Source organism: Actinokineospora sp. HUAS TT18, from assembly GCF_051364635.1.
Lineage (GTDB): Bacteria > Actinomycetota > Actinomycetes > Mycobacteriales > Pseudonocardiaceae > Actinokineospora.
Genome location: NZ_CP195645.1, coordinates 4,048,374 through 4,074,322 on the forward strand (window position 1 = coordinate 4,048,374; position 25,949 = coordinate 4,074,322).

The 25,949-nt window shown below is 71.2% G+C and carries 20 protein-coding genes; 13 read left to right on the forward strand and 7 right to left on the reverse strand.

Annotated elements, in window-relative coordinates; translation table 11 throughout:
• The first annotated feature begins 145 nt into the window (after nt 1–145).
• The 10 genes from ACSHT8_RS18085 to ACSHT8_RS18130 all read left to right on the forward strand — a co-directional run bounded on the left by ACSHT8_RS18085 (nt 146) and on the right by ACSHT8_RS18130 (nt 14,781).
• Nucleotides 146–1,666 carry a helix-turn-helix domain-containing protein gene (locus tag ACSHT8_RS18085; protein ID WP_436492006.1) on the forward strand — a complete coding sequence of 507 codons (1,521 nt, stop codon included), beginning with the start codon at nt 146–148 and terminating at the stop codon, nt 1,664–1,666.
• A gap of 117 nt (nt 1,667–1,783) precedes the next feature.
• Nucleotides 1,784–2,899: an alanine dehydrogenase gene (ald, locus tag ACSHT8_RS18090; RefSeq protein ID WP_436492007.1), complete on the forward strand. Its 1,116-nt coding sequence runs from the start codon at nt 1,784–1,786 to the stop codon at nt 2,897–2,899.
• Nucleotides 2,900–3,260: 361 nt separating this feature from the next.
• Entirely contained in the window at nt 3,261–3,461 is a 201-nt protein-coding gene (locus tag ACSHT8_RS18095) for a hypothetical protein (RefSeq protein WP_436492008.1), read from the forward strand.
• Nucleotides 3,458–3,859: a hypothetical protein gene (locus tag ACSHT8_RS18100; RefSeq protein WP_436492009.1), complete on the forward strand. Its 402-nt coding sequence runs from the start codon at nt 3,458–3,460 to the stop codon at nt 3,857–3,859. The genes ACSHT8_RS18095 and ACSHT8_RS18100 overlap by 4 nt, the downstream gene beginning before the upstream one ends.
• A gap of 113 nt (nt 3,860–3,972) precedes the next feature.
• Nucleotides 3,973–5,157 carry an ATP-binding cassette domain-containing protein gene (locus ACSHT8_RS18105; RefSeq protein WP_436492010.1) on the forward strand — a complete coding sequence of 395 codons (1,185 nt, stop codon included), beginning with the start codon at nt 3,973–3,975 and terminating at the stop codon, nt 5,155–5,157.
• Nucleotides 5,157–6,062, forward strand: a complete 906-nt coding sequence (locus ACSHT8_RS18110; protein ID WP_436492012.1) for a hypothetical protein — start codon at nt 5,157–5,159, stop codon at nt 6,060–6,062. Before ACSHT8_RS18105 ends, ACSHT8_RS18110 begins: the two co-directional genes overlap by 1 nt.
• Nucleotides 6,063–6,139: 77 nt before the next feature.
• Nucleotides 6,140–9,877: an ABC transporter ATP-binding protein gene (locus ACSHT8_RS18115; protein WP_436492013.1), complete on the forward strand. Its 3,738-nt coding sequence runs from the start codon at nt 6,140–6,142 to the stop codon at nt 9,875–9,877.
• Nucleotides 9,878–10,273: 396 nt separating this feature from the next.
• On the forward strand, nt 10,274–13,963 hold the full coding sequence (locus ACSHT8_RS18120) for a multifunctional oxoglutarate decarboxylase/oxoglutarate dehydrogenase thiamine pyrophosphate-binding subunit/dihydrolipoyllysine-residue succinyltransferase subunit (protein ID WP_436492014.1): 3,690 nt from the start codon (nt 10,274–10,276) through the stop codon (nt 13,961–13,963).
• A gap of 65 nt (nt 13,964–14,028) precedes the next feature.
• On the forward strand, nt 14,029–14,208 hold the full coding sequence (locus ACSHT8_RS18125; RefSeq protein WP_436492016.1) for a DUF6104 family protein: 180 nt from the start codon (nt 14,029–14,031) through the stop codon (nt 14,206–14,208).
• Between the two features lie 15 nt (nt 14,209–14,223).
• Complete coding sequence (locus tag ACSHT8_RS18130) at nt 14,224–14,781, forward strand: Uma2 family endonuclease (RefSeq protein WP_436492017.1); 558 nt, start codon at nt 14,224–14,226, stop codon at nt 14,779–14,781.
• A 16-nt stretch (nt 14,782–14,797) separates the two neighbouring features.
• On the opposite strand, the gene ACSHT8_RS18135 is transcribed toward ACSHT8_RS18130, so the two are convergent.
• Nucleotides 14,798–15,790: an aldo/keto reductase gene (locus ACSHT8_RS18135; protein ID WP_436492018.1), complete on the reverse strand. Its 993-nt coding sequence runs from the start codon at nt 15,788–15,790 to the stop codon at nt 14,798–14,800.
• 134 nt (nt 15,791–15,924) lie between these two features.
• Here ACSHT8_RS18135 and ACSHT8_RS18140 point away from each other — a divergent pair, with 134 nt between their 5' ends.
• Both ACSHT8_RS18140 and ACSHT8_RS18145 read left to right on the forward strand, forming a co-directional pair.
• The gene (locus ACSHT8_RS18140) at nt 15,925–16,833 is read left to right on the forward strand and encodes an NACHT domain-containing protein (protein WP_436492019.1); all 909 of its coding nucleotides are present in this window, start codon (nt 15,925–15,927) and stop codon (nt 16,831–16,833) included.
• Nucleotides 16,834–17,001: 168 nt separating this feature from the next.
• On the forward strand, nt 17,002–17,433 hold the full coding sequence (locus ACSHT8_RS18145; protein WP_436492020.1) for a hypothetical protein: 432 nt from the start codon (nt 17,002–17,004) through the stop codon (nt 17,431–17,433).
• Here the strand turns inward: ACSHT8_RS18145 and hutI are convergent.
• From hutI to hutH, 5 genes are read right to left on the reverse strand one after another with little or no spacing between them, the layout of a single operon-like run.
• Nucleotides 17,370–18,512, reverse strand: coding sequence for an imidazolonepropionase (hutI, locus tag ACSHT8_RS18150; protein WP_436492021.1), 1,143 nt, complete (start codon nt 18,510–18,512; stop codon nt 17,370–17,372). The genes ACSHT8_RS18145 and hutI overlap by 64 nt on opposite strands.
• Complete coding sequence (locus tag ACSHT8_RS18155) at nt 18,509–19,804, reverse strand: formimidoylglutamate deiminase (RefSeq protein ID WP_436492022.1); 1,296 nt, start codon at nt 19,802–19,804, stop codon at nt 18,509–18,511. The genes hutI and ACSHT8_RS18155 overlap by 4 nt, the downstream gene beginning before the upstream one ends.
• Nucleotides 19,801–20,982 (reverse strand): allantoate amidohydrolase, encoded by a 1,182-nt coding sequence (locus ACSHT8_RS18160; RefSeq protein WP_436492023.1) that lies wholly within the window; start codon nt 20,980–20,982, stop codon nt 19,801–19,803. The genes ACSHT8_RS18155 and ACSHT8_RS18160 overlap by 4 nt, the downstream gene beginning before the upstream one ends.
• Nucleotides 20,979–22,634, reverse strand: a complete 1,656-nt coding sequence (gene hutU / locus ACSHT8_RS18165; RefSeq protein ID WP_436492024.1) for a urocanate hydratase — start codon at nt 22,632–22,634, stop codon at nt 20,979–20,981. Before hutU ends, ACSHT8_RS18160 begins: the two co-directional genes overlap by 4 nt.
• A complete protein-coding gene (hutH, locus tag ACSHT8_RS18170) occupies nt 22,631–24,166 on the reverse strand; it encodes a histidine ammonia-lyase (protein ID WP_436492026.1) in 1,536 nt (511 codons plus the stop codon). The genes hutU and hutH overlap by 4 nt, the downstream gene beginning before the upstream one ends.
• Nucleotides 24,167–24,254: 88 nt before the next feature.
• Between hutH and ACSHT8_RS18175 the strand changes: the two genes are divergently transcribed.
• Complete coding sequence (locus ACSHT8_RS18175) at nt 24,255–25,028, forward strand: IclR family transcriptional regulator (RefSeq protein ID WP_436492027.1); 774 nt, start codon at nt 24,255–24,257, stop codon at nt 25,026–25,028.
• Here the strand turns inward: ACSHT8_RS18175 and ACSHT8_RS18180 are convergent, their stop codons facing one another.
• Nucleotides 25,029–25,946, reverse strand: coding sequence for an ABC transporter substrate-binding protein (locus ACSHT8_RS18180; RefSeq protein WP_436492028.1), 918 nt, complete (start codon nt 25,944–25,946; stop codon nt 25,029–25,031). It lies immediately after the preceding gene.
• Nucleotides 25,947–25,949: the final 3 nt, after the last annotated feature.

Genomic DNA, 25,949 nt, shown 5'->3' on the forward strand with positions numbered 1-25,949 from the left:
GCTCGCTCACCACCGCGGCCGTCCCCCACTATCGAAGGAGGCCAATCCCGTCCTACCGAATCCGGCGGATCGACGAGCCGATGACCGTCTCGTGTGGACGGAACCGCTACCTTGTCCCGATAACACTCGATGACGAGGAGCAGCGGTGATCACGATGCAGGGGGTGGTGGACCGAGTCGGTCCGACCCTGCTGCGGATCATCGCCGACCCCACCGAGCACGCTCAGGTCACCGACGTCATCATCGCCGAGGCGGGCAAGCGGACGCCGGTCGCCGCCGGTGACCTCGTGCTCGGCATCGCCGTGGCCGGGGCGACCGACGCGGTCGAGCTGGTGCGCCACTGCGGGGCGCACGGTGCCGCCGCGGTGCTGCTCAAACCGCCGCACGCCACGCGCAACGCGGTGAAGACGGCGGCGCAGCGGGCGAGTGTGGCGGTCATCGAGGTGCACACCGGTGCCGCGTGGGCGCAGTTGGTCTGGCTGCTGCGGTCGGTGCTCGACGCCGCCGCCGACGAGTCCGACGCGTCGCGGGCGGAGGGGCCGTTCGGCGACCTGTTCCGGCTGGCCGACGCCGCGGCGGCGGTCATCGACGCGCCGGTGACGATCGAGGACGCGAACTCCCGCGTGCTGGCCTACTCGGCCCGGCAGGACCGCACCGACCCGGCGCGCGTGTCGACGATCATGGGGCGGCGCGTGCCCGACGACGTGCTGGCCAGGTTCCGGTCGCGTGGTGTGTTCCGCGAGCTGAGCCGGGGGCGCACGACGATCTTCGTACCCGCCCAGCGCGACGGCACGCTGCCGCGGCTGATCGTGCCTATCCGAATGGGCGGCGAGCTGCTCGGCTCGATGTGGGCTGTCGTCCCCGGGCCTGTGCCCGACGACCGCGCGGCCGCGTTCGCCGACACCGCGCCCGTCGTCGCGCTGCACCTGCTCCGCAGGCGGGCGCGGGAGGACAGCGAGCGCAGGCGGTCCGCCGAACTCGTCCGGTCGGTGCTCGAAGGCACCGGCAGCGCCCGGCTCGTCGCCGCCGAGCTCGACCTCGCGCCAGGGCCGCACCGGGTCGTCGCGGTCGACGTGCAGGTCCAGGACCCGCTCGGCAGCGAGGGCGTGCGGCTGGCGCTGGTGCAGCGGCTCACCGAGGGTGTCGGCAGGCGCCCGGCGGTCACCGAGATGCACGGCGTGCTCTACGCCGTCGTGCCCGACGACGGCGGCTGGGCACAGGTCCGCTCCGCGCTCGCGGGCGCGCTGGTCGCGGCCGGGTCGCCGGTCGAACTGGCCGACCTCGCCCGCTCCCGCGCGGAGGCCGACGAGGCGCTGAGCCTGCTGCGGGCGCGGCTGGTCGACGGCCCGGTCGCGGTCTACGAGGACGTCTGGGCGGTCCTCGTGCTGCACCGCGCCGCCGTTGCGGCGGCGGGCGTCACGTCGATTGGGCCGCTCGCCGCGCTGCGCGCGCTCGACGAGGACGCCGACGGCTGGTACGCCGACACGCTCTACGAGTGGCTGCGCCACCCCGGCGACCCGAGAGCGGCGGCCGCGGCGCTGAACATCCACCCCAACACGCTCCGGTACCGGATGTCGCGGGTCACCGCCGCGCTCGACGCCGACCTCACCGAGCCCGATGTGCGGCTCGCCTTACTCACCCAGCTGGTGGCTCTCCGCTGGCAGTGATGTGCTCACAGCACAAATGATCGCCATTGGTCTCGTGCTCTCAGCACGATGACAGCCCGTCTGCTGTGCCCGACCGTGGTACACCACACCTTGTTACGCCCGAAAGGACGAATCCCGTTGAAGATCGCCGTTCCCCGCGAGATCAAGAACCACGAGTACCGGGTGGCGCTGACGCCCGCGGGTGCGCATGAGCTCACCGCTCGCGGTCACGACGTGTTCGTCGAGGCGGGCGCGGGCCTCGGCTCGTCGATCACCGACGAGGAGTACCTGGGCGCGGGCGCCAAGATCCTGGCCACCGCCGAGGACGTCTGGGCCGAGGGCGAACTGGTGCTCAAGGTCAAGGAGCCCATCGCGGTCGAGTACCCGCACCTGCGCGCGGGCCAGACCCTCTTCACCTACCTGCACCTGGCCGCCGACGAGGCGCTGACCAAGGCGCTGCTGGCCGCGGGCACCACCGCCGTCGCCTACGAGACCGTGCAGACCGCCAACGGCGCGCTGCCGCTGCTCGCCCCGATGTCCGAGGTCGCGGGCAGGCTCGCACCCCAGGTCGGCGCGTTCGCGCTGATGAAGCCCTCCGGTGGCCGCGGCGTGCTGCCCGGCGGCGTGCCCGGGGTCTATCCGGCCAAGGTCGTGGTGATCGGCGGCGGTGTCGCGGGCATCAACGCCGCGACGATCGCGCTGGGCATGGGCGCGGAGGTGCAGGTCCTCGACACCAACGTCGACCGGCTGCGCCAGATCGACAACCAGTTCAATGGCCGCATCCGCACCGTGGCGTCCAACCGCTACGCCGTCGAGCAGGCCGCCCGCGAGGCCGACCTGGTCATCGGCGCGGTGCTGGTCCCGGGCGCCAAGGCGCCCAAGCTGATCAGCAACGAGCTGGTCGCGCAGATGCAGCCGGGTTCGGTGCTCGTCGACATCGCCATCGACCAGGGCGGCTGCTTCGAGGACTCGCGCGCGACCACGCACGCCGACCCGACCTACCCGGTGCACAACTCGATCTTCTACTGCGTGGCGAACATGCCGGGCGCGGTTCCCCGCACCTCGACGTACGCGCTGACCAACGTGACCCTGCCCTACGCGGTGGCGCTGGCGGACAAGGGCTGGCAGTCGGCCCTGCGCGACGACGCGGCGCTCGCCCTCGGCCTGAACACCCACGCGGGCCTGCTGACCAACGACCCGGTGGCCACGGCGCACGCGCTGCCGTCGACCCCGCTGGCTGGCGTTATCGCCTAGTACCGGCCCGGCGTGGCGGGCGAACCGCCACGCCGGGTCGAGCGGCACCGCACCGTGGGGGTTCGGGGGCTCGGCCCCCGATGAGAACACCGAGCTTCCTCGGCCTGCGCAGTCAGCAGGCACAAAGGGGGTGGAAGTGAGGGCGGCCCGCTCAACCAGCCTGGGGGTCACTGGGAGCGGGCCGCCATGTATAGCTTAGGCACAATCGCGTCCGAGCGCTGCACCGGGGGTTCAGCGAGTCGGAATTACTTGTCCACTCAACCCCTACCGGATCGTGTGAACTCTTGACGAGGGACCACAATCGGGTGAATACGCCCGGTTGGGGCTATGGCCCGCGACCAGCGGCGCCGATGTTGCAACGGTGACAGAGCCTCGATGGTGCGTCGGCTGCCACGATCCGTTCGGCAGAGACCGGGCGTTGACGGTGTTGGTCGAGGATGACTTGGTAGTGCTGGTCCCCCCACCCGGCGCTTCGGCGGTGCTCTCCGCCCAGCAGACGCGGTCGCTCGGCCTCGTGCTCGACCAGGCGGCCGACCGGGCCGACGAAATCAGGGCCGGATGACCCGAGACCCGTTGCGCGACGCGGTGTTGCGCAGGCTCGCGCTGCTCGACGAGGCCGCCGACCACGCCGACGCCGACACGCTGCTTCCCCTTGCCCGCAGCGAGATCAGCAGGCTCGCCGACGGCTGGCGGCTGCTGCTCACCGTCCACCAGCAGGGCCCCGACGGCCGCTGCCAGGCGTGCCCGCACGGGCTGCGCGGCCGCCGCTGGCCGTGCCAGGTCTGGAAGATGGCCCACGAGCACCTGATCGGCGAGGGCGTCCCGCACCGCGACCGCAAGCGCCCGCTGCGCAATCCGTTCGGCAGGCAGCAGCGGCACCGGCCGCAGGCGGAGAACCACGCCGAGATCACCACCGAGATCCCGATCGTGCACCGCGACCGCCCACCGCACGCCCACTGACGTCAAGTGTCATTTCGGGTGACCACACGCCCAACTTTAGCCATGCCGCCACGCCGCGTAGTCGTGATGAGGCAAGATGGCCGCCACAAGAGCCTGGCGAGTTGGAGGGGCCTGTGCACGACGGTAGCGGCCGCATCGTGGTGTCGAACCTGACCAAGAGTTTCGGTCAGGTCGCCGCGGTGCAGAACCTGAGTTTCCATGTGGAGCCGGGGTCGGTCACCGGCTTCCTCGGGCCGAACGGCGCGGGCAAGACGACGACCCTGCGGATGTTGCTCGGCCTGGTCCGGCCGACAGCGGGACATTCCACGATCAACGGACAGCCCTTCGAGAAGCTGGGCAACCCCGGCCGGGTGGTCGGCGCGGTGCTGGAGGCTCAGGGCTTCCACCCCAGCCGGTCGGCGATCAACCACCTCCGCGTCTACGCCGCGGCGATGGGCCTGCCCGACCAGCGTGCCCACGAGGTGATCCAGCTCGTCGGACTCGGCGGCGCGGCGAACCGGGCCGCGGGCGGGTTCTCCCTCGGCATGAAGCAGCGTCTGGCCCTGGCCACGGCGCTGCTGGGCGACCCGCAGGTGCTCGTGCTCGACGAGCCCGCCAACGGCCTCGACCCCGAGGGCATCGCGTGGCTGCGCACGTTCCTGCGCGCCTTCGCCTCCTCCGGCCGCACGGTGCTGATCTCCAGCCACCTGCTGGCCGAGGTCGAGCAGACGATCGACCAGGTCGTGATCATCAGCCGCGGTCAGACCGTTTACTACGGCATGCTCGACGACTTGCGCAAGCAGCAGCAGTCCCGGGTCATCGTGCAGCCCGCCGACCCGTCGGCGCTGGTCGCTGCCCTGCAGGCGGACGGGATCTCCGGCATCCAGCCGACCCCGGACGGCAAGGTCGCCGTAGTCGACGCCACGATCCAGCAGATCGGCGACATCGCGGCGAAGGCCGGGGTGGCGCTGTACGGGGTGCACGAGGAGAAGGCCGACCTCGAGCAGCTGTTCTTCCGCCTCACCAGCGGCCAGTACGCCGCGCCGGGGATGCCCCAGCAGTACGGGCCGCCCCAGGGCTACGCCACGCCGTACCAGCAGCCCGGCTACCAGCAGCCCTACGCGCAGCCGGTCGCCCAGCAGCCGTACGCGCAGCCGGTGCAGCAGCAGCCATATCAGCAGCAACAGCCCTACCAGCAGACTTCGCCGTACCAGGCGCCGTCGCCCTACCAGCCGCCCGTGCCGCAGTCGCCGTACGCGCCGGATCCCACGGCGAACCCGACGCACAACGACACGACCGGACAGGGAGGTAACGCCTGATGGGCAACATGATCACCGCGGAGTTCCGCAAGATCCTCACGACCCGGCTGTGGTGGGCGCTGCTCATCCCGGCGTTCCTGCTCGCCTTCGGCGCGGCGTGGGGCTGGTCGGCGGTGACCACCAGCATCGCCAACGACCTGGTCAACGAAGACATCATCCGCGACTTCGACATCCCGATCGACGAGATCTCCTGGTCGGTCATCGCGCTGGTGCGCGGCATGAACATCGCGTCGATCTTCCCGATGGTGTTCGGCGCGCTCGGCCTCGCGAGCGAACTGCACCGCAAGACGATCACCACGTCGTTCCTCACCGCGGCGAGCCGTCCCACGCTGCTGGCCGCCAAGGCCATCACCTACACGCTGTGGGGCGTCATCTACGGCCTGGTGATCAGCGGCGGTGTCACGCTCGGCACGCTCGTCGGCTCGGACAAGGGCTACCTGCCCGACGCCAAGCAGTGGTTCCTGGTGGTGCTCGCGGGCATCATCATGTGCACCCTGTGGACGCTGTTCGCGCTCGGCGTCGGCGCGCTCATCGGGTCCCCGGTCGGCACGCTCGTGATCCTGCTGATCTACACCCTGATCGTCGGCCCGTTCGGCGAGTTCGTGCTGTTCTCCGCGACGGAGGGCTCACACGCGCCGGGCTTCCTGCCCAACGGCGCGTCCAACGGCCTCACCGGGTCGACGGCGAGCATCCTGCTGTTCGACCAGATCCAGACCCTGATCCTCGACCGCGGCGGCCAGCTGGCCGACGAGGACGTGCGCGAGGGCTTCCACCAGGTCGTCAGCGTGGTCACCGGCGCGTACGGCGCGTTCTCGCTGTGGATCAGTGGGCTGATCTTCCTGTTCTGGACCGCCGTCTTCTTCATCACCGGCATGCTGCGCAACCAGACCCGGGACATCACCTGATATCCACATCCCCTTGAGTTGTCCACAGACGCGGGCCGTTCCCCACACCGGGAGCGGCCCGCGCCTAATCTGGCTGTGTGCCTCAGAACCCGTCCCCCGGCTGGATCCGCCGACTGACCGCCGCCTGCTGGCGACACCGCCGCCTGGTGGTGTTGTCGGTCGTCGCGTCGGTGGTCGGCGTCGGCTTCCAGGCCGCCGGTCCCCTGCTGATCAAGTTCGTGGTCGACGACGCGGTCGCGGGCACGACGAGCAGGCTCGGCTGGCTCGTCGCGGGTCTGGTGGCGATGGAGCTGCTGACGTTCGGCACCGCGTTCCTGCGCCGCTATCTCGGCGGCAGGCTCGCGCTGGACGTCCAACACGACCTGCGCAAGGCGGTGTTCGGGGCGGTCCAGCGGCTCGACGGCGGCAAGCAGGACGCGCTGCGCACCGGGCAGGTCGTGTCGCGGTCGATCACCGATCTGCAGTTGGTGCAAGGGCTGCTGATGATGGTCCCGCTGTCGATCGGGACGGTCGTGTTCGCGCTGGTCGCGATGATCGCGATGTTCTGGCTGTCCCCGCTGCTGACGGTGATCGCGCTCGTGATCACCCCGGCCGTGGCTTATGTCGCGATGCGCAGCAGGCACACGCTCTTCCCGGCCACATGGTCGGCCCAGCAGCGGGCCGCCGATCTCGCCCAGCACGTCGAGGAGACGGTCACGGGTGTGCGGGTGGTCAAGGGGTTCGGGCAGGAGGCGCGCGAGGTCGGCAGGCTGGAGAAGGCGGCGCGCAAGCTGTTCGCCGAGCGCATGCGCAGCGCCGCCTTGACATCGCGGATGTCGGCGACGCTGGTCGCGCTGCCCTCCGTGGGGCACGTGGCGGTGCTCGGGCTGGGCGGCTGGATGGCCCTCAACGGTCAAGTCACGCTCGGCACGTTCCTCGCCTTCGCCAGCTACGTCTCACACCTGGTCGGGCCGACGCGGCTGGTCGCGGGCCTGCTCGTCAACGCCCAGCTCGCCAGGGCGGGCGTGGAGCGGGTGTACGAGCTGATCGACTCGCAGCCGGACGTGGTCGACAAGCCCGACGCCGTCGACGTGCCCGACGGCCCGGTCGAGGTCCGACTCGACGGCGTGACGTTCGGGTACACGCGCAGCGAGCCGGTGCTCGACGGGGTGTCGCTGCGGGTGTCTCCCGGCGAGACGTTGGCCCTGGTGGGGACCGCGGGCTCGGGCAAGTCGACGGTGTCGCTACTGCTGCCCCGGTTCTACGACGTGCACGCGGGCGCGATCACGGTCGGCGGGGTGGACGTGCGCGATCTGCGGCTGGCCTCGCTGCGCGGGACGGTGGGCGTCGTGTTCGAGGAGGCGTTCCTGTTCTCCGACAGCGTGCGCTCCAACATCGCCTACGGCAGGCCCGAGGCCACCGACGAGGACATCCACGCCGCGGCGAAGGCCGCGCAGGCCCACGAGTTCATCGAGGCCCTGCCCAACGGCTACGACACGGTCGTCGGCGAGCGCGGGCTCACCTTGTCCGGCGGCCAGCGGCAACGGGTGGCGCTGGCGCGGGCGCTGCTGTCCGACCCGCGGGTCCTGGTGCTCGACGACGCGACCTCGGCGGTCGACACCGTGACCGAGTCGGCGATCCACGACACCCTGCGCGAGGTCACCGCCGAGCGGACGACATTGCTGATCGCGCACCGCCGGTCGTCGCTGGCCCTGGCCGACCGGATCGCCGTGCTCGACCGGGGCCGGGTGGTCGATGTCGGCACCCACGCCGAGCTGTCCGACCGGTGCGAGCTGTACCGGTCGCTGCTGGCCGGGCCGGGCGACCTCATCGAGGACCCGACCCGCCGCACCGACGCCGACCTGGTGCCGGGTCCCGACGGGATCACCGAGGCCCTGTGGCCCGCGCCGAGCGACCCGGACAGGCCCCGGGCGCGGGTCTCCGCCGCTATCGGCGGCCGTGCCGACTCCTCTGGCGAGGGGGTCGGCGCGTTGCCGCCCACCCCGGAGCTGCTGGCCAGGGTCGAGGCGCTGCCGCCCGCGGTCGAGCAGCCGGATGTCCGCGGCGACGACCCGACGGCACCGGACCCGAACTTCCGCCTGCGCGACCTGCTCTGGCCCGCCCGCTGGTCGATCGCCCTGGTGGCGGCCCTGGTGATCACCGACGCCCTGATCGCGATGGCCATGCCCGCCCTGACGAGATACGGCATCGACTCCGGCGTGCTGGTCGGGACGACGGGCGCGCTGTGGCTGGCGACGGCGCTGTCGGCGGGCCTGGTGGTGGTGATCTGGATCATCACCGCGATCGGGGTGATCCGCACCGCCCGCCTCGGCGAGCGGATGCTCTACGTGCTGCGCCTGCGCAGCTACGCCCACCTGCAACGGCTCGGCCTCGACTACTACGAGCGCGAGATGGCGGGCCGGATCATGACGCGGATGACGACGGACGTCGACGCGCTGTCGACGTTCCTCCAGACCGGGCTGACCACAGCCGCCGCGAGCCTGCTGACCGTCGTGGCGATCGCCGCGGCCCTGCTGGTCACCGACTTCTCGCTGGCGCTGGTGGCGCTGGCGGCGCTGCCGATCCTGGTGGCGGCGACGATCGTTTTCCAACGGCTCTCCTCGGTGGCGTACGCCGAGGCACGGGAGCGGGTCAGCGCGGTCAACGCCGACATGCAGGAGAACGTCACCGGCCTGCGCGTGGCCCAGGCGTACACGCGCGAAGGCCAAGCCGCCGAGCGCTTCGCCGAACGCAGCGACGCCTACCGGGTCACCAGGCTCCGCGCCCAGCGCTACATCGCCACGTACTTCCCGTTCACCGCGATGCTCTACGGCTTGGCGCAGGCCGCCGTGCTGGTCGCGGGCGCCAACCGGGTCGCGGCGGGCGACCTGAGCCCGGGCGTGCTGCTGGCGTTCCTGCTGTACCTGGGCCTGTTCTTCGCCCCGGTCCAACAGCTCTCCGGCATCTTCGACGGCTACCAGCAGGCCCGCGTCGGCCTGCACCGCATCGCCGACCTCCTGCGCACGCCCACCACAGTCCCGCAGCCCGCCGACCCGCTCCCGGTCCCCGCCCGCCTGACCGGCGAGGTCGAACTCCGCGACGTCACCTTCGCCTACCCCGGCACCGACACCCCCGCCGTCCGCGGCGTCTCCCTGCGCGCCCGCCCCGGCGAGACCGTGGCCCTGGTCGGCGCGACCGGCGCGGGCAAGTCGACCGTGGTGAAGCTGATCGCCCGCTTCTATGACCCAACCGGCGGCCAAGTCCTGGTCGACGGCACCGACCTGCGCGACTACGACCTGCCCGGCTACCGCCAACGCCTCGGCGTGGTCCCCCAGGAAGCCCACCTCTTCGCGGGCGACGTCGCCCACAACATCGGTTACGGCGCCCCCGACGCGTCCCCAGAGGCCGTCGAGACCGCCGCCCGGTCGGTGGGCGCCCTGTCGATGATCGCCACCCTGCCCGACGGCTTCCGCCAACAGGTCGGCGAGCGGGGCCAGTCCCTGTCCGCGGGCCAACGCCAGCTGGTGGGCTTGGCCCGAGCCGAACTGGTCGACCCCGACATCCTCCTGCTCGACGAGGCCACCGCCGCCCTCGACCCGGCCACCGAGTCCGCCGTCATCGCCGCGGGCGCCAAGGTCACCACCGCCCGAACCACCTTCGTCGTCGCCCACCGATTAGCCACCGCCGCCCGCGCCGACCAGATCATCGTCATGGCCGACGGTCAGGTGATCGAACGCGGCACCCACACCTCCCTCCTCGCCGCCGACGGCCACTACGCGCGACTATGGGAGCTGGGATCACTCGAAGAAGCCGACCCGGTTTCGACACCCGGCTGAACCCGGACCAGCGGGCGAAGGTCTCGTGGGCGTGTTCAACAGGCTCCGCGTGCCCACTGACGAGATCAGCGCGCCGCGGAACCTCGTGCACCACTGGATCCTGACCAGCTGAACCCAGTCCTCACCATTGGAAACGGCCCGTATCGGTCCAGCACAAGGGGCCGGCGATCCGTACCAATGGACCCCCTACCCCGGGGCGCGCCGACCGGGTCAGCCGCCGGTTCGACGCGCCCGAAAGCTCACACGGCCGGTAACCAAGAGGTGAGCTGGACCGATAAAGCGCATGACCTGACTCACGCGGGTCCGGTTGATTAACACACCCCCTGACCGGGGGACTAGCCTGACGGGGAAGTGCCTTAACTAAGAGATCGAGATGGATAGAGGCGAGAGCCAGCCGTGTCCAGCAGCAGTCCCGCGTCACAGTTCGGTGCGAACGAGTGGCTCGTCGAAGAGATGTATGAGCAGTTCCTCGCGGACCCGTCTTCGGTAGACCCCGCGTGGCACGACTTCTTCGCCGACTACAAGCCCACACCGCGCGCCGCCAGCCAAGGTGCCGCTCAGGCCAAGAGCGCGGGGAGTGACAGCGGAACGGCCAAGCCCGCCGCCGTGACCACCGCGACCAAGCCCGCGCAGCCGCCCGCCGCGCCGACCACACCGGCGAAGCCCGCGTCGCCCGCGGGGAACGGTCAGCCGCCCGCGGCCAAGGCCGTCCCGGCGGCGCCCGCCGCGCAGGGTGAGGAGCGCAAGCCGCTGCGGGGTGCCGCCGCCGCGATCGCGAAGAACATGAACGCGTCGCTGTCGCTGCCGACGGCGACCAGCGTGCGCGCGGTTCCCGCGAAGCTGCTCGCCGACAACCGCATCGTGATCAACAATCACCTCAAGCGGACCCGCGGTGGGAAGGTCTCCTTCACCCACCTGATCGGCTACGCGATGGTGCGCGCCCTCGAGGCGTACCCGAACATGAACCGGCACTACGCCGAGGACGGCGGCAAGACCTTCGCCGTCACCCCCGAGCACGTCAACCTGGGCCTGGCGATCGACCTGCCCGGCAAGGACGGCTCGCGCAACCTCGTCGTGGCCGCCATCAAGGGCTGCGAGGGCATGACCTTCCAGCAGTTCTGGCAGGCCTACGAGGACCTGATCCGCAAGGCGCGCACCGGCGCGCTCACCGCGGACGACTTCGCGGGCACCACGATCTCGCTGACCAACCCCGGCGGCATCGGCACCAACCACTCGGTGCCCCGCCTGTCGGTCGGCCAGGGCACGATCCTGGGCGTCGGCGCGATGGAGTACCCGGCGCCGTTCCAGGGTGCCGCGGAGTCCACGCTGATCGACATGGGCATCAGCAAGATCATCACGCTGACGTCCACCTACGACCACCGCATCATCCAGGGCGCGGAGTCCGGCGAGTTCCTCGGCCGCATCCACAAGCTGCTGCTGGGCGAGGACGGCTTCTACGACGACATCTTCACGTCGCTGCGGATCCCGTACGAGCCGATCCGCTGGACGTCCGACCTCGCCGAGGGGCCGGTCGACAAGACCGCCCGCGTCATCGGCCTGATCGACGCCTACCGCACCCGCGGCCACCTGATGGCAGACACCGACCCGCTGAACTACCGCCAGCGCAAGCACGAGGACCTCGACGTCCGGTCGCACGGCCTGACGCTGTGGGACCTCGACCGCGAGTTCCCCGTCGGCGGCTTCGCCGGCAAGGAGCGGATGAAGCTGCGCGACGTCCTCGGCGTGCTGCGCGACTCGTACTGCAGAACCGTCGGCGTCGAGTACACCTACATCCTCGACCCGGCCGAGCGCCGCTGGATCCAGGACCGCGTCGAGGTGGCGCACGAGAAGCCCGCGGCGGCCGTGCAGAAGTACGTGCTGTCGAAGCTCAACGCCGCCGAGGCGTTCGAGACGTTCCTGCAGACCAAGTACGTCGGCCAGAAGCGGTTCTCGCTGGAGGGCGGCGAGTCCGTCATCCCGCTGCTCGACACCGTGCTGGACAAGGCGGCCGAGTACGAGCTCGACGAGGTCGTCATCGGCATGCCGCACCGCGGCCGCCTGAACGTGCTGGCCAACATCGTCGGCAAGCCGATCTCGCAGATCTTCCAGGAGTTCGAGGGCAACCTCGACCCGGGCCAGGCGCACGGCTCCGGCGACGTGAAGTACCACCTGGGCGCGGAGGGCAAGTACTTCCGCATGTTCGGCGACGGCGAGACCAAGGTGTCGCTGACCGCCAACCCGTCGCACCTGGAGACCGTCGACCCGGTCCTGGAGGGCATCGTCCGCGCCAAGCAGGACCTGCTCAACAAGGGCGACGCCAGCGGTGTCGGCTTCTCCGTCCTGCCGGTCGCCCTGCACGGCGACGCCGCGTTCGCGGGCCAGGGCGTGGTCGCCGAGACGCTGAACCTGGCGCTGCTGCGCGGCTACCGCACCGGCGGCACCGTGCACGTGATCATCAACAACCAGGTCGGCTTCACCACCGCCCCGGAGCACTCGCGCTCGTCGCAGTACGCCACCGACGTGGCGAAGATGATCCAGGCGCCGGTGTTCCACGTGAACGGCGACGACCCGGAGGCCTGCTACTGGGTGGCGCGCCTGGCCATGGACTACCGGCAGACGTTCAACAAGGACGTCGTCATCGACCTGGTCTGCTACCGCCGCCGCGGCCACAACGAGGGCGACGACCCCTCGATGACCCAGCCCGGCATGTACGACATCATCGACACGAAGCGGTCGGTGCGTAAGGGCTACACCGAGGCGCTCATCGGCCGCGGCGACATCTCCGTCGAGGAGGCCGAGAAGGCGCTGCGCGACTTCTCCAGCCAGTTGGAGCACGTCTTCAACGAGGTCCGCGAGCTGGAGAAGCACCCGATCGTGGCGAGCCCGTCGGTGGAGTCCGAGCAGCAGGTGCCCGCGAAGCTGGCCACCGGCGTGAGCGCCGAGGTGCTGGAGCGCATCGCCGACGCGCACACCGACCTGCCGGAGGGCTTCAACCCGCACCCGCGCGTCAAGCCGGTGCTCGACCGCCGCGAGAAGATGGCCCGCGAGGGCGACATCGACTGGGCCTTCGGCGAGCTGCTGGCGTTCGGCTCCCTCAACATCGAGGGCCGCACGGTGCGCTTGGCGGGCCAGGACTCGCGGCGCGGCACGTTCACCCAGCGGCACGCGGCGATCATCGACCGCAAGACCGGCAAGGAATACCTGCCGCTGCAGAACCTGTCCGAGGACCAGGGCAAGTTCATGGTCTACGACTCGGCGCTGTCGGAGTACGCGGCGCTGGGCTTCGAGTACGGCTACTCGGTGGCCAACCCGGACGCGCTGGTGCTGTGGGAGGCGCAGTTCGGCGACTTCGTCAACGGCGCCCAGTCGGTGATCGACGAGTACATCTCCTCGTCGGAGGCCAAGTGGGGCCAGCGTTCCGACGTGGTCGTCCTGCTGCCGCACGGCCACGAGGGCCAGGGCCCCGACCACACGTCGGGCCGCATCGAGCGCTGGCTGCAGCTGTGCGCCGAGGGCTCGATGACCGTGTCGGTCCCGTCGACCCCGGCGAACTACTTCCACCTGCTGCGCCGCCACGCCCTCGACGGCGTGCAGCGTCCGCTCGTGGTGTTCACGCCGAAGTCGATGCTGCGCAACAAGGCCGCGGTCAGCCCGGTCGCGGACTTCCTGACCGGCACCCGGTTCGAGAAGGTCATCGACGACCCGACCGCGCCGGACCCGGCCGCGGTGACGAAGCTGCTGTTCGTCTCCGGCAAGCTCTACTACGAGCTGGCCGCCGAACAGGCCAAGCGCGGCGTCAAGGACACCGCGATCATCCGCGTCGAGCAGCTCTACCCGATGCCCCTGGAACGTCTCGCGGCGATCTTCAAGAAGTACTCGAACGCCGCCGACTTCCGCTGGGTCCAGGAGGAGCCCGCCAACCAGGGCTCGTGGCCGTTCTACGGCCTCAACCTCCCGGAGGCGCTGCCGGAGTTCGTCACCCGCCTCACCCGCGTCTCCCGCCGCCCGATGTCGGCCCCGTCGGCCGGGTCGAGCAAGGTCCACGAACTCGAACAGCGCGCGCTGATCGAGAAGGCGTTCCAGTAAGCAGTCAGATCAGCGGAGCCGCCGAACCCACCGTTCGGCGGCTCCGCCGTTTCAAGGAGTTGACCGTGTACTTCACCGATCGCGGCATCGAGGAACTGGAATCCCGCCGCGGCGAAGAGGAGATCACCTTCGCCTGGCTGGCCGACCGCCTCCGCGCCTTCGTCGACACCAACCCGGACTTCGAAACCCCCATCGAACGCCTGGCCACCTTCCTGGCCCGCGACGACGACGAAATCGACGACTGACCGCGGGCGGGCCCAGTGGCCTACACATCGCTACCAGGCGGCCTGTCTTCGGCGGACTACGAAGCGCTGCCGGAGGACGTCTGCCGCCGCGCTGAAGTCATCGACGGCAGGATGCTGGTGAGCCCAGCACCTACGCGGGGGCATCAGACGATCATGCGTCGCATGGCGAATGCGCTGGAGCGAGCCTGCGGTGACCGCGCCGTCACCTGCAACGCCGATCTCCGGCTGCGGGATGTCCCGCTGCTCAATCGACGGCCCGATGTCGTGGTCTACGACGGCGCGTTGCCGGATGACGACGTGCTGCGCCCGAAGCACTGCCTGCTGGTCGTCGAGGTCATGTCGCCTGGTTCTGTCACCACGGACCAGACCGACAAGCCCGCCGAGTACGCCGCGGCGGGCATCCCCCACTTCTGGCGGCTGGAAAGTGCCCAGGACGACGAGTACCGGCTGACCCTGTTCCGGTACCGGCTCGACCCGACGACCAGGACCTACGCCTCGGCCGGCGTCGACACCGGCAAAGCGGTGATCGCCGATCCGGTCGACGTGTCGTTCGACCTCGCCGACCTGATCTGACGATCACCGCGGCCGGCTACCAGGCGTACGCCTCCGGGGCGGGCTTGGCGCCGTTCGGGGCGGGCGGGGGGAACAGTTCGTCGAGCTTGGCCAGGGTCTCCGTGTCCAGCTTGAGTTCCAGCGCGTCCAGTGAGTTGTCGAGCTGCTCCACCGTCCGCGGCCCCACGATCGGCCCCGTCACGCCCTCCTGGTGCAGCACCCACGCCAACCCCACGGTCGCCGGGTCGGCGCCAAGGTCGGCGCACAGTTTCTCGTAGGACTCGATGGCGGGGCGGTGGGTGCCGAGGGCGTCGCCGGAGCGGCCCTTGGTGGCGCGGGAGCCGGTGCCGTCGCGTTCCTTGCGGATGGCCCCGCCGAGGAGGCCGCCGTGCAGGGGGGACCAGGGGATCACGCCGAGGCCGTAGTGACGGGCGGCCGGGAGAACCTCCAGCTCGATCCACCTGGTCAGCAGGTTGTAGATCGACTGCTCACTGACCAGGCCGAGGAAGTGCCGCGCCTTGGCCGCCTCCTGCGCCTGCGCCAGGTGCCAGCCCGCGAAGTTCGACGAGCCGAAATACAGCACCTTGCCCTGCTGGCGCAGCACCGAGAACGCCTCCCAGATCTCCTCCCACGGCGTGTTCCGGTCGACGTGGTGCATCTGGTACAGGTCGATGTAGTCGGTGTTCAGCCGCCGCAGGGAGCCCTCGACGGCTCGTTTGATGTTGAGGGCGGAGAGGAAGGTGTCGTTAGGCCAGTCGCCCATGCTGCCGTAGAGCTTGGTGGCCAGCACGGTCTTCTCGCGCCTGCCGTCGCCCTGGGCGAACCAGCGGCCGATGATCTGCTCGGTGACGCCTTCGCCCTTCTGCCAGCCGTAAACGTTGGCGGTGTCGAAGAAGTTGATGCCATGCTCGTGCGCGCGGTCCATGATCGTGTAGCTGTCGGGCTCGGTGGTCTCCGGGCCGAAGTTCATCGTCCCCAGGACGAGACGGGAAACCGACAGGCCGCTCCGGCCGAGGTGGGTGTACTCCATGCCGCCAACCTACGCCCGGAAACCCACCGAGCCTGAGGTCATCCACATGCTGGCCAAGATCACCGCGGGTGTCGCGGTCGTCGGCGGAACGATCACGGCCGCGGTGCTGTGGCACCCGGTCGGAGCTGGCGCTGGTGACCACGGCGGTGACGGCGGTCGGCCGGGAGGTGTGGAAGCGGCGGCAGAAGGTGATCGTCGACCGGGTCGACCGGCGGCTCGGGCAGCTGACCAGCCGGTTCGCCGCGCGCTATCGCGACCACGTGCTGGGTCATGTGCGCTATGTCGAGGTCAAGGGCCTGGCCACGGTCGGCTTCGCCAGCCCCGAATTCGACGACGTGTACGTCGACGTCAGCATCGCCCCCACCCCGCCGCACGCTGCCGGGACTGGGCTGCTGGCCACGAGCGTGGCCCCCGAACGCCACGCGGTCGGCGACTTCCTCGACCAGAAGGACCCGCGGATCCTCGCCGTGGTCGGTGCGCCCGGCGGCGGCAAGACGACGCTGCTGCGGCACACCGCGCGCGAACTCTGCCGGTCCACGCGCGGCCGCAGGCGGACCGTGCCCATCCTGCTGTACCTGCGCGACCACGTCCGCGCGATCGTCGACCAGGGCGCGCCGCTGCCCGCCGTGGTGCGCGCGACGCTCGGCAGGCACGCGAAGACCGAGCCGGAGGGCTGGTTCGACCAGCGCCTGCACGCGGGCGACTGCCTGGTCATGTTCGACGGGTTGGACGAGGTCGCGCGCGCCGAGGACCGGGAGCGGATCTCGGCGTGGGTGGAGCTGCAGGCCGAGCAGTACCGCGCAACGACTTCATCATCACCTCCCGCCCGCAGGGCTACGTCGACGCGCCGATCGCGGGCGCCACGGTGGTGCAGGTGCGGCCGTTCACCGACGAGCAGGTCCAGAAGTTCGTCGGCGCCTGGTATCTCGCGGTCGAGCGGCACAGCACGGGCAAGTCGGGCGAGGACATCGCCACGCGGGCGGCGGAGGCGGCGCGCGACCTGCTCGACCGGATCGACTCCGCGCCGGGCCTGCGCACGCTGACCGTCAACCCGCTGCTGCTGACCATGATCGCCAACGTGCACCGCTTCCGCGGCGCGCTACCGGGCAGCCGGACCGACCTGTACCGCGAGATCTGCCAGGTCATGCTGTGGCGCAGGCAGGAGGCGAAGCGCCTGGGAGACGACGCTGGCGGGCGACAAGAAGGAGGCGATGCTGCGGGCGCTGGCCTACCGGATGATGTCCGACGGCGTCCGCGAGATCGCCGAGGCCGACGCGCTCGCCGAGTTCGCCCCCACGCTGCGGCGGCTGTCGACGACCCTGACCCCGGAGGGCTTCCTGGCTGAGGTCGGCTCCAACGGCCTGCTCGTGGAACGGCGCACGGGCGTGTTCTCCTTCGCCCTCCTCACTTTCCAGGAGTACCTGGCCGCCGAGCACATCCGCAGCAAGGACCTGGTGGAAGTGCTGGAGTCCCACGTCGCCAACCCGTGGTGGCGCGAGACGACCCTGCTCTCGGATCGCGGCCGGGGTGACCCTGCTGCAGTGGCGGGCCGTAGGGCGCAGGCCCGCCGACGAGCGGATCATGCTCGCGTTCGATCCCCCGCCCGCCACACCGCCCAGGTGAGCGGCACGCCAGGCCGGTAGGCGAGGTGGGTCGCCGAGGGAGCGTTCAGGACGTGCAGGTCGGCGCGGGCGCCGACGCGGATGACGCCGATGTCGTCGCGGCGCAGGGCTTGGGCGCCACCCCAGGTGGCCGCCCGGACGGCTTCGGCGACGGACAGGCGCATCTGCAGGACGGCCGTGGTGACGCAGTAGGCCATGGACGAGGTGTACGACGAGCCCGGGTTGCAGTTCGACGCCAGCGCGATGGTGGCGCCCGCGTCGAGCAGTGCGCGGGCGTCGGGCAGGGGCTGGCGGGTCGACAGGTCGCAGGCCGGAAGCAGTGTGGCCACCGTGTCCGACGACGCCAGGGCGTCCACATCGGACGGAGTAAGATAGGTGCAGTGGTCGACGCTGGCGGCGCCGAGTTCCACGGCGAGGCGGACGCCGGGGCCGGGGCCGAGCTGGTTGCCGTGCACGCGCAGGCCGAGCCCCTTGGCGGCGGCGGCTTTCAGCACGGCGCGCGACTGGGCCTCGTCGAACGCGCCGGTCTCGCAGAACACGTCGGCCCAGCGCACGTACGGGGCGACGGCGTCGAGCATCGGGCCGGTCACCAGGTCCACATAGGACTGCGGGTCGGCGCCGGGCGGGACGAGGTGGGCGCCGAGGAAGGTGACCTCGTCGGCGTGCTCGGCGGCGATGCGGGCGGAGCGGAGCTCGTCCTCGACGGTCAGGCCGTAGCCGGTCTTGGTCTCGATGTACGTCGTGCCCTGCGCGACGGCTTCGTCGATGTGCCTGCGCAGTCCCGCGGCGAGCTCGTCGTCGGTGGCCGCGCGGGTGGCGCCGACGGTCACGGCGATGCCGCCCGCGGTGTAGGGCTCCCCCGCCATCCTGGCGCGGAACTCGGCCGTGCGGTCACCCGCGAACACCAGGTGGGTGTGGCTGTCGACCCACCCGGGCAGCACGGCACGCCCCTCGACGTCGACGCGCTCGTCGGTGTCCGGCGCGGCCGCGGCCTGCCCGACCCAGGCGATCCGGTCGCCGTCGATGACCACGGCGGCGTCGGCGCGCGGGTCGCCGTCGTTGGTGGTGAGTTCGCCGATGCCGGTCACCAGGATGCTCACGCCCACAGCCCTTCGATCGCTTCGCCCAGCATCGCCCCGACGTCGCCGAGGCGGTGTCTGCCCTCTCGCACGATGACCTCGCCGCCGACCACCACAGTGTCCACATCGGACGCCGTCGCGGCCAGCATCACCTGACTGGGCAGGCACCCCGCCGTGCGCACGGTATCGAGACGGACGGCGACCAGGTCGGCGGGCGCGCCGACCTCGATGCGACCCGCGTCCCAGCCGATGCTCGCGTGGTTCGTCAGCGCGGTGAACAGCTCGTCCGGACTCAGCCTGCCGCGTTGACCGGTGCGCAGGCGTTCCCCGTGCTCGATGGCGCGCGCCTCGGTGAGCGGATCGACCACGGCGTGCTGGTCACTGCCGAGCGAGAGCGGCGAACCCGCGTCGAGGAGTTCGCGGGCGGGCCCGATGCCGTCGGCGAGGTCCCCTTCGGTCGTGGGACAGAAGCAGGCCCCCGTCTTGCTGCCGCCGAGCAGCGCGATGTCGCCAGGGGTGAGATGTGTGGCGTGCACAGCGGTGGTTCGGGGGGCTAGGACACCGGCGTCGGCGAGGAGTTGAGTGGGCGTGCGTCCGTAGGCGGCCAGGGAGGCTTCGTTCTCGGCGGGCTGCTCGGAAAGGTGGACGTGCAGCGGGCCCGCCACCTGGGCGACCTCGCTGAGAGCCGCTTTGGGGACCGCCCGCACCGAGTGGATCGCGGCGCCGATTCGCGTGGTGGCGTCGGGTCGGAGGTCGGCGACCCGGGCGGCCCAGGCTTCGGCGGTGCCATCGCTGAAGCGGAGCTGTTCGGCCTCGACGGGTGTGTCGATGCCGCCCGCGAGGTAACAGGTGTCGAGGAGGGTGATCCGGATACCGGCTTCGCGCGCGGCCTGCACCAGCGCGACCCCCATCGCGTTGGGATCGGCGTACCGGCGGCCGCCGGGGGCGTGGTGCAGATAGTGGAACTCGCCGACGGCGGTGATACCGGCGAGGGCCATCTCGGCGTAGACGGCCCGGGCGAGGGTGCGGTAGGTGTCGGGGTCGAGCTTGGCTGCGAGGGAGTACATGCGCTCACGCCAGGTCCAGAACGTGCCACCGTCGCCGTGAGTACGCCCCCTCAGCGCGCGGTGAAAGGCGTGGGAATGCGCGTTGGCGAAACCAGGGAAAACGAGGCCGGGCAAGGTGATGGCTCCGGCCGGGGCCGCGTCCGCGGCGACCACAGCTTCAACCGCGCCATCCTCGGCGACGTTGACGAGGACACCTCGAGCAATCCCGGTGGGCAACCAGGCGTTTTCGCACCAGTAAGTCGTCATCGGGACAGGTGCTCCAACACGTTCGCCAAGGCCACCGCACCGGCCGCGCAGTCCTCCGGGGTCGCGTATTCCTCCGGGGCATGGCTGACGCCCGTGGGGTTGCGGACGAAAAGCATCGCGGTGGGGACGTGGGCCGCGAGGATGCCCGCGTCGTGGCCCGCGCCGGTCGGCAGGGCGGGGACCCCGCCCAGGTGCGAAGCGAGGTCGTCGCGGAGAGTCGCGTCGAAGACCACCGTGTCCCCATAGGACTCCTCGGTGATCGACACCGTGCAGCCCTCCTCCCGAGCCGCCTCGGCTGCCGCCGACGAGACGGCCTCGACGACCGATCGGGTGCGTGGGGTGTCGTCGGCGCGGGCGTCCAGCCAGACGTCCACTGTGGACGCGATCACGTTGGTGCCGCCGGGAGTGGGCACGATCCGGCCCACGGTCGCGCGGGCACCCGGCACCGCGGAAGCCGCTCGGCGGGCGGCGGCCACCAGGGCGGCGGCGGGGAGCATCGGGTCACGCCGATCCCCCATCAGCGTCGCGCCAGCGTGGTTGCCCTCGCCCGCGAACGTGAACCGCCAGCGGCCGTGCGCCAGGATCGAGCTCGCGACACCCACGGGGACGGTCAGCCCCCGGCCCTGCTCCACGTGCAGTTCCACGAAAGCACCGATCCGGGCGAGCGCGACCGGGTCACGGCCGAAGCGCAACGGGTCGAGCCCCGCCGACCGCACCGCCTCGGCCAGCGTGATGCCCTGGGGGTCGGTCAACGCGAGGGCCTTGTCCGGCGACAGAGCGCCCGTCATGAGGCGGGAGCCGAGGCAGGCGACACCGAAGCGGCCGCCCTCCTCCTCCGGGAACACCGCGATGGCCAGCGGCTTTCGTGGCTGGAAACCGCGCGCCCGCAGCAGGTCGACGGCCTCCAGCGCCGCCGTGACGCCCAGCGGGCCGTCGAAGGCGCCGCCGCCGGGGACCGAGTCCAGGTGGCTGCCGGTGACGATCGCGCCGTCGCCGGGCGTGCCCCACCAGGCCCACAGGACGCCGTTGCGGTCGGTCTCGACGTCCAACCCGCGCGCCTCGGCGGAGGCGATGAACCACGACCGCAGCTCCAGCTCCGCCGAGTCGAACCCGTGCCGCGAGTACCCGCCCCGACGCCGGTCGACGCCGACGTCGGCGATGTCGTCGAGCAGACTCACGAGCGGGCCATCGGGACCGCGACCCCGCGCTCGGCGGCGACCTCGTCGGCGCGCGAGTACCCGGCGTCGACGTGCCGGATGACGCCCATGGCCGGGTCGTTCGTCAGCACGCGCTCGATCTTCTGGCCCGCCAGCGGGGTTCCGTCGGCGACACAGACCTGGCCCGCGTGGATGGACCGGCCGATGCCGACGCCGCCGCCGTGGTGGATCGACACCCAGCTGGCGCCGGACGCGGTGTTGACCAGGGCGTTGAGCAGCGGCCAGTCGGCGATCGCGTCGGAGCCGTCGGCCATCGCCTCGGTCTCGCGGTACGGCGAGGCGACCGAGCCGCAGTCGAGGTGGTCGCGGCCGATCACGACCGGAGCGGACAGCTCGCCGGAGGCCACCATCTCGTTGAACCGCACGCCCGCCAGGTGCCGCTCGCCGTAGCCGAGCCAGCAGATGCGCGCCGGAAGTCCTTGGAAGGCAACGCGTTCCGAGGCCATGCGGATCCAGCGGGCCAGGGACTCGTTCTCCGGGAACAGCTCCAGGATCGCCCGGTCGGTCGCGGCGATGTCGGCCGGGTCGCCGGACAGCGCGGCCCAGCGGAACGGGCCCTTGCCCTCGCAGAACAGCGGGCGGATGTAGGCGGGGACGAAACCGGGGAAGTCGAACGCGCGCTCCAGGCCGCCCAGCTTGGCCTCGCCGCGGATGGAGTTGCCGTAGTCGAAGACCTCGGCGCCCTTGTCCATGAACCCGACCATCGCGCCGACGTGCTCGGCCATCGACTCGCGGGCGCGGTCGGTGAACTCGTCGGGCTTCTTGGCCGCGTAGTCCTGCCAGTCGGCCAGGTCGACGCCGCGCGGGAGGTAGGCCAGCGGGTCGTGCGCGGAGGTCTGGTCGGTGACGATGTCGATCTCGACGCCCCGGCGCAGCAGCTCGGGGAACACCTCGGCGGCGTTGCCGATCACGCCGACCGACAGCGCGCGCTTCTCCCGCTTGGCCTTCTCGACGCGCGCGACGGCGTCGTCGAGGGAGTCGGCGAGTTCGTCGAGGTAGCGGGTCTCGACGCGGCGGCGGGCGCGGTCGGGGTCGACCTCGACGCACAGCGCGACACCGTCGTTCATGGTGACCGCGAGGGGCTGGGCGCCGCCCATGCCGCCGAGGCCGGCCGTCAGGGTCAGCGTGCCGCGCAGGGTGCCGCCGAAGCGCTTGTTCGCCACGGCCGCGAACGTCTCGTAGGTGCCCTGGAGGATTCCCTGGGTGCCGATGTAGATCCACGAACCCGCGGTCATCTGCCCGTACATGGTCAGGCCCTGGGCTTCGAGCTTGCGGAACTCCGGCCACGTCGCCCAGTCGCCGACGAGGTTCGAGTTCGCGATCAGCACGCGCGGCGCCCACTCGTGGGTGCGCATGACGCCGACCGGCTTGCCCGACTGGACCAGCAGGGTCTCGTCCTCGGACAGGTCGGTCAGTTCGCGGGTGATCGCGTCGAAGCTGGCCCAGTTGCGTGCGGCCTTGCCGGTGCCGCCGTAGACGACGAGGTCGTCGGGACGCTCGGCGACGTCGGGGTCGAGGTTGTTGTGGAACATCCGCAGCGCGGCCTCGGTCTGCCAGTTGCGCGCGGTGAGCGTCGTGCCACGGGCGGCGCGGACGGGACGGGCGGTGCTCATCGAGAAGCCTTCCTGGTGACGGCGCGCATCAGGTCGCCGGAGCGGATGAGGTCCTCGGCCGCGGCGATCTCCGGGGCGAGGTGGCGGTCAGGACCGGGGCCTTCGACGTGTTCCCGCAGCGCGGCGACGGCCGCGGCGGTCGCCGGGGCGGGCTGGAGGGGTTTGCGCAGGTCGAGAGCCCGCGCGGCGGTCAGCAGCTCGATGGCGAGGACCGTGGTGAGCCCGTCGACCGCCTTGCGCAGCTTGCGCGCGGCCGACCAGCCCATGGAGACGTGGTCCTCCTGCATGGCGCTGCTCGGGATCGAGTCGACCGACGCGGGCACGGCCAGCCGCTTCAGCTCGGAGACCAGCGCGGCCTGGGTGTATTGGGCGATCATGTGGCCGGAGTCGACGCCGGGGTCGTGGGCGAGGAACGGCGGCAGGCCGTGCGACCGGGCCACGTCGAGCATCCGGTCGGTGCGCCGCTCGGCCATGCTGGCGACGTCGGCGACCGGGATGGCCAGGAAGTCGAGCACATACGCGACGGGCGCGCCGTGGAAGTTGCCGTTCGACTCGACCCGGCCGTCGGGCAGCACGACCGGGTTGTCGATCGCGCTGGCCAGCTCGCGGTCGGCCACGGACTCGGCGTGGGCGAGGGTGTCGCGGGCGGCGCCGTGGACCTGCGGGGAACAGCGCAGCGAGTACGCGTCCTGCACGCGGGTGCAGTCGGGGCCGCGATGGCTCTCGACGATCGGGGAGCCCGCCAGGAACCGCGCCATGTTGGCCGCGGACACGCTCTGGCCGGGGTGCGGGCGCAGCGCGTGCAGGTCGGGGGCGAAGACGCGGTCGGTGCCGAGCAGCGCCTCGACACTCATGGCGGCGGTGAGGTCGGCGATGTCGAGCAGGTGCCGCAGGTCGTCGGCGGCCAGGCACAGCATGCCGAGCATGCCGTCGGTGCCGTTGATCAGCGCCAGCCCTTCCTTCTCGGCCAGTTCGACCGGCGCCACCTTGCGCTGCGCCATCGCCTCGGCGGCCGGGCGGAGGTCGCCCAGGCGGTCGCGGACCATGCCCTCCCCCATCAGCGCGAGCGCGATGGACGACAGGGGCGCGAGGTCGCCGGAGCAGCCCAGCGAGCCGTACTCATGCACGACCGGGTGCAGGCGGTGGTTGAGCAGGCCCAGCAGAGCCTCCACAGTGGACTGGCGGACGCCGGTGCGACCGGTCGAGAGGGTCCGCAGGCGCAGCAGCATCAGCGCGCGCACCACCTCCTGCTCGACCTCGGGGCCCGCGCCCGCCGCGTGCGACCGGATCAGCGACCGCTGCAGCTCGGCCCGCTTGTCCTGCGGGATGTGCCGGGTGGCCAGCGCGCCGAACCCGGTGGACACCCCGTAGGTCGGCTTCTCGGCGTTGGCCAACTCCTCGATGTGGGCCCGCGACTTGGCGACGGCGGCCAGCGCGTCCGCGGTGACCTCGACCCGCGCGGCGGTCCGGGCGACCTTGACCACGTCGGCCCGGGTCAGCGGGCCACCGTCGATCTCAACCAGTTCCAGCATGGTCCCCATCTCAACGCGGACCGGGGGCGCGCACGAGGGGGGATCGGGTGAGAGTGTCTGGTATTCCAGACGCGGGTACCTTGGGGCCATGGGCGCCAGCAGCGATGTCCCGGCCCTCCGGCGTGGGCTGGCGGTGCTGCGGCTCCTCGCGGGCAAGGCGGGCCCGGTGACGGCGACGGCGGTGGCTCGGGAGTTGGGACTGCCGCGGTCGACGACATATCACCTGCTCGGCGAACTGGCGGAGGCCGGTTTCGTCACGCACCTGCCGGAGGAGCGGCGGTACGGACTGGGGGTGGCGGCGTTCGAGCTCGGGTCGGCTTACCTGCGGCACGACCCACTGGAGCGGTTGGCGCGGCCGCTGCTGCGGCGGTTGATCGAGCGGACTGGGCACACTGCGCATTTGGGCGTGCTGCATGGTGGGGAGACGCTGTACTTGCTTCGGGAGCAGCCCGCGCATCCGCACACCGTGGTGACGGATGTCGGCGTTCGGCTGCCCGCGCACCTGCCTGCTTCGGGGCGGGCGATTCTGGCGCACCTGCCCGCTGCGCAGGTCAGGGCGCTGTTCCCGACGCGGTCCAGTTTCGTGCGCCGCACGGGCCGGGGGCCGGAGCACCTGCCCGCGCTGCGGGGCCTGCTGGCGGTCGAGAAGCGGCGGGGGTGGGCGGTGGAGGACGGGTACGTCACCGAGGGCTTCGCCTCGGTAGCGGCGGCCGTGTTCGACCACACCGGCCGCCCGATCGCCGCGATCAGCACAACGTTCCGCCACGTCTGCCCCGACGAATGCGGCGAGACCTGGGCCGACCTCGCCCATGAAACGAGCCGCGCGGCCAGTGAACTGACCGCGCGGCTCGGGGGACGCTGACTAGATACCGGCCGTGGCCAGCCAGTCCTTGGCGACCTTGGCGGCGTCCGGCTTGTCCGGGGCCGACAGTTTGCCGTTGAGTTCGATCAGGATCTCGGTGGTCAGCTTCTTCGAGATCGCGTTGAGGACCTGCTTGACCGTGTCCGACGCCTTCGACTTGTTGATCAGGGGGACCACGTTCTGCGCGGCGAAGTTCGCCTTCGGGTCCTCCAGCACGACGAAGTTGTTCGCCGCGATGGCCGGGTCGGTGGTGAACAGGTCAGCCGCCTGCACCGCGCCCGACTTCAGCGCGTCGACGGTCAGCGGGCCGCCCACGTCCAGCGACTTGTACTCCGAGACCTCCAGGTTGTACGTCGCCTTAAGGCCGGGGAGGCCGTCGGCGCGCTTCTGGAATTCCGGGGGGCCGCCGAAGACGACCGGGCCCTTGGCTGCCAGGTCGGCGATCGACTTGACGCCCAGCTTGTCGGCGGTTTCCTTGCTGACGACGACCGCGTCCTTGTCCTCGGCGGCCGACTTGTCCAGCACGGTCAGGTTCTGCGGCAGCGCTTTCTGCAGCGCGGCGTAGACGTCGTCGGCCGTGGTCTCCTTCGCCTCCTTGCTGACGTGGGTCAGCAGGACGCCGGTGTACTCGGGGATCAGGTCGATCGAGCCGTCCTGCAGGCCCGCGAAGTAGGTCTCGCGGCTGCCGATGTTGAGCTTCTTGGTGACCTTGACGCCCTTGGCCTCCAGCGCGCCCGCGTAGATCTCGGCGAGCAGGGTGCTCTCCGGGAAGTTGGCCGAGCCGATGGCGATGGTGTCGGCGGCGGCCGGGGCCGCGGTGCTCGACGGGCCCGCCAGCGGGTCGGAACCGCCCCCGCAGCTGGTCAGGGCCAACGCCGTGGCCGTCGCGGTCGCCGCCCAGGCGAGTACGCGCTTCATGGA

Coding starts and splice junctions, on each gene's coding strand:
- ACSHT8_RS18135 (WP_436492018.1), bottom strand. CDS start 15,790: ATGGAGTACACCCACCTCGGCCGGAGCGGCCTGTCGGTTTCCCGTCTC.
- ACSHT8_RS18175 (WP_436492027.1), top strand. CDS start 24,255: ATGGGCGCCAGCAGCGATGTCCCGGCCCTCCGGCGTGGGCTGGCGGTG.
- ACSHT8_RS18145 (WP_436492020.1), top strand. CDS start 17,002: ATGCTGCGGGCGCTGGCCTACCGGATGATGTCCGACGGCGTCCGCGAG.
- ACSHT8_RS18100 (WP_436492009.1), top strand. CDS start 3,458: ATGACCCGAGACCCGTTGCGCGACGCGGTGTTGCGCAGGCTCGCGCTG.
- ACSHT8_RS18155 (WP_436492022.1), bottom strand. CDS start 19,804: ATGACGACTTACTGGTGCGAAAACGCCTGGTTGCCCACCGGGATTGCT.
- hutU (WP_436492024.1), bottom strand. CDS start 22,634: ATGAGCACCGCCCGTCCCGTCCGCGCCGCCCGTGGCACGACGCTCACC.
- ACSHT8_RS18180 (WP_436492028.1), bottom strand. CDS start 25,946: ATGAAGCGCGTACTCGCCTGGGCGGCGACCGCGACGGCCACGGCGTTG.
- hutH (WP_436492026.1), bottom strand. CDS start 24,166: ATGCTGGAACTGGTTGAGATCGACGGTGGCCCGCTGACCCGGGCCGAC.
- ACSHT8_RS18110 (WP_436492012.1), top strand. CDS start 5,157: ATGGGCAACATGATCACCGCGGAGTTCCGCAAGATCCTCACGACCCGG.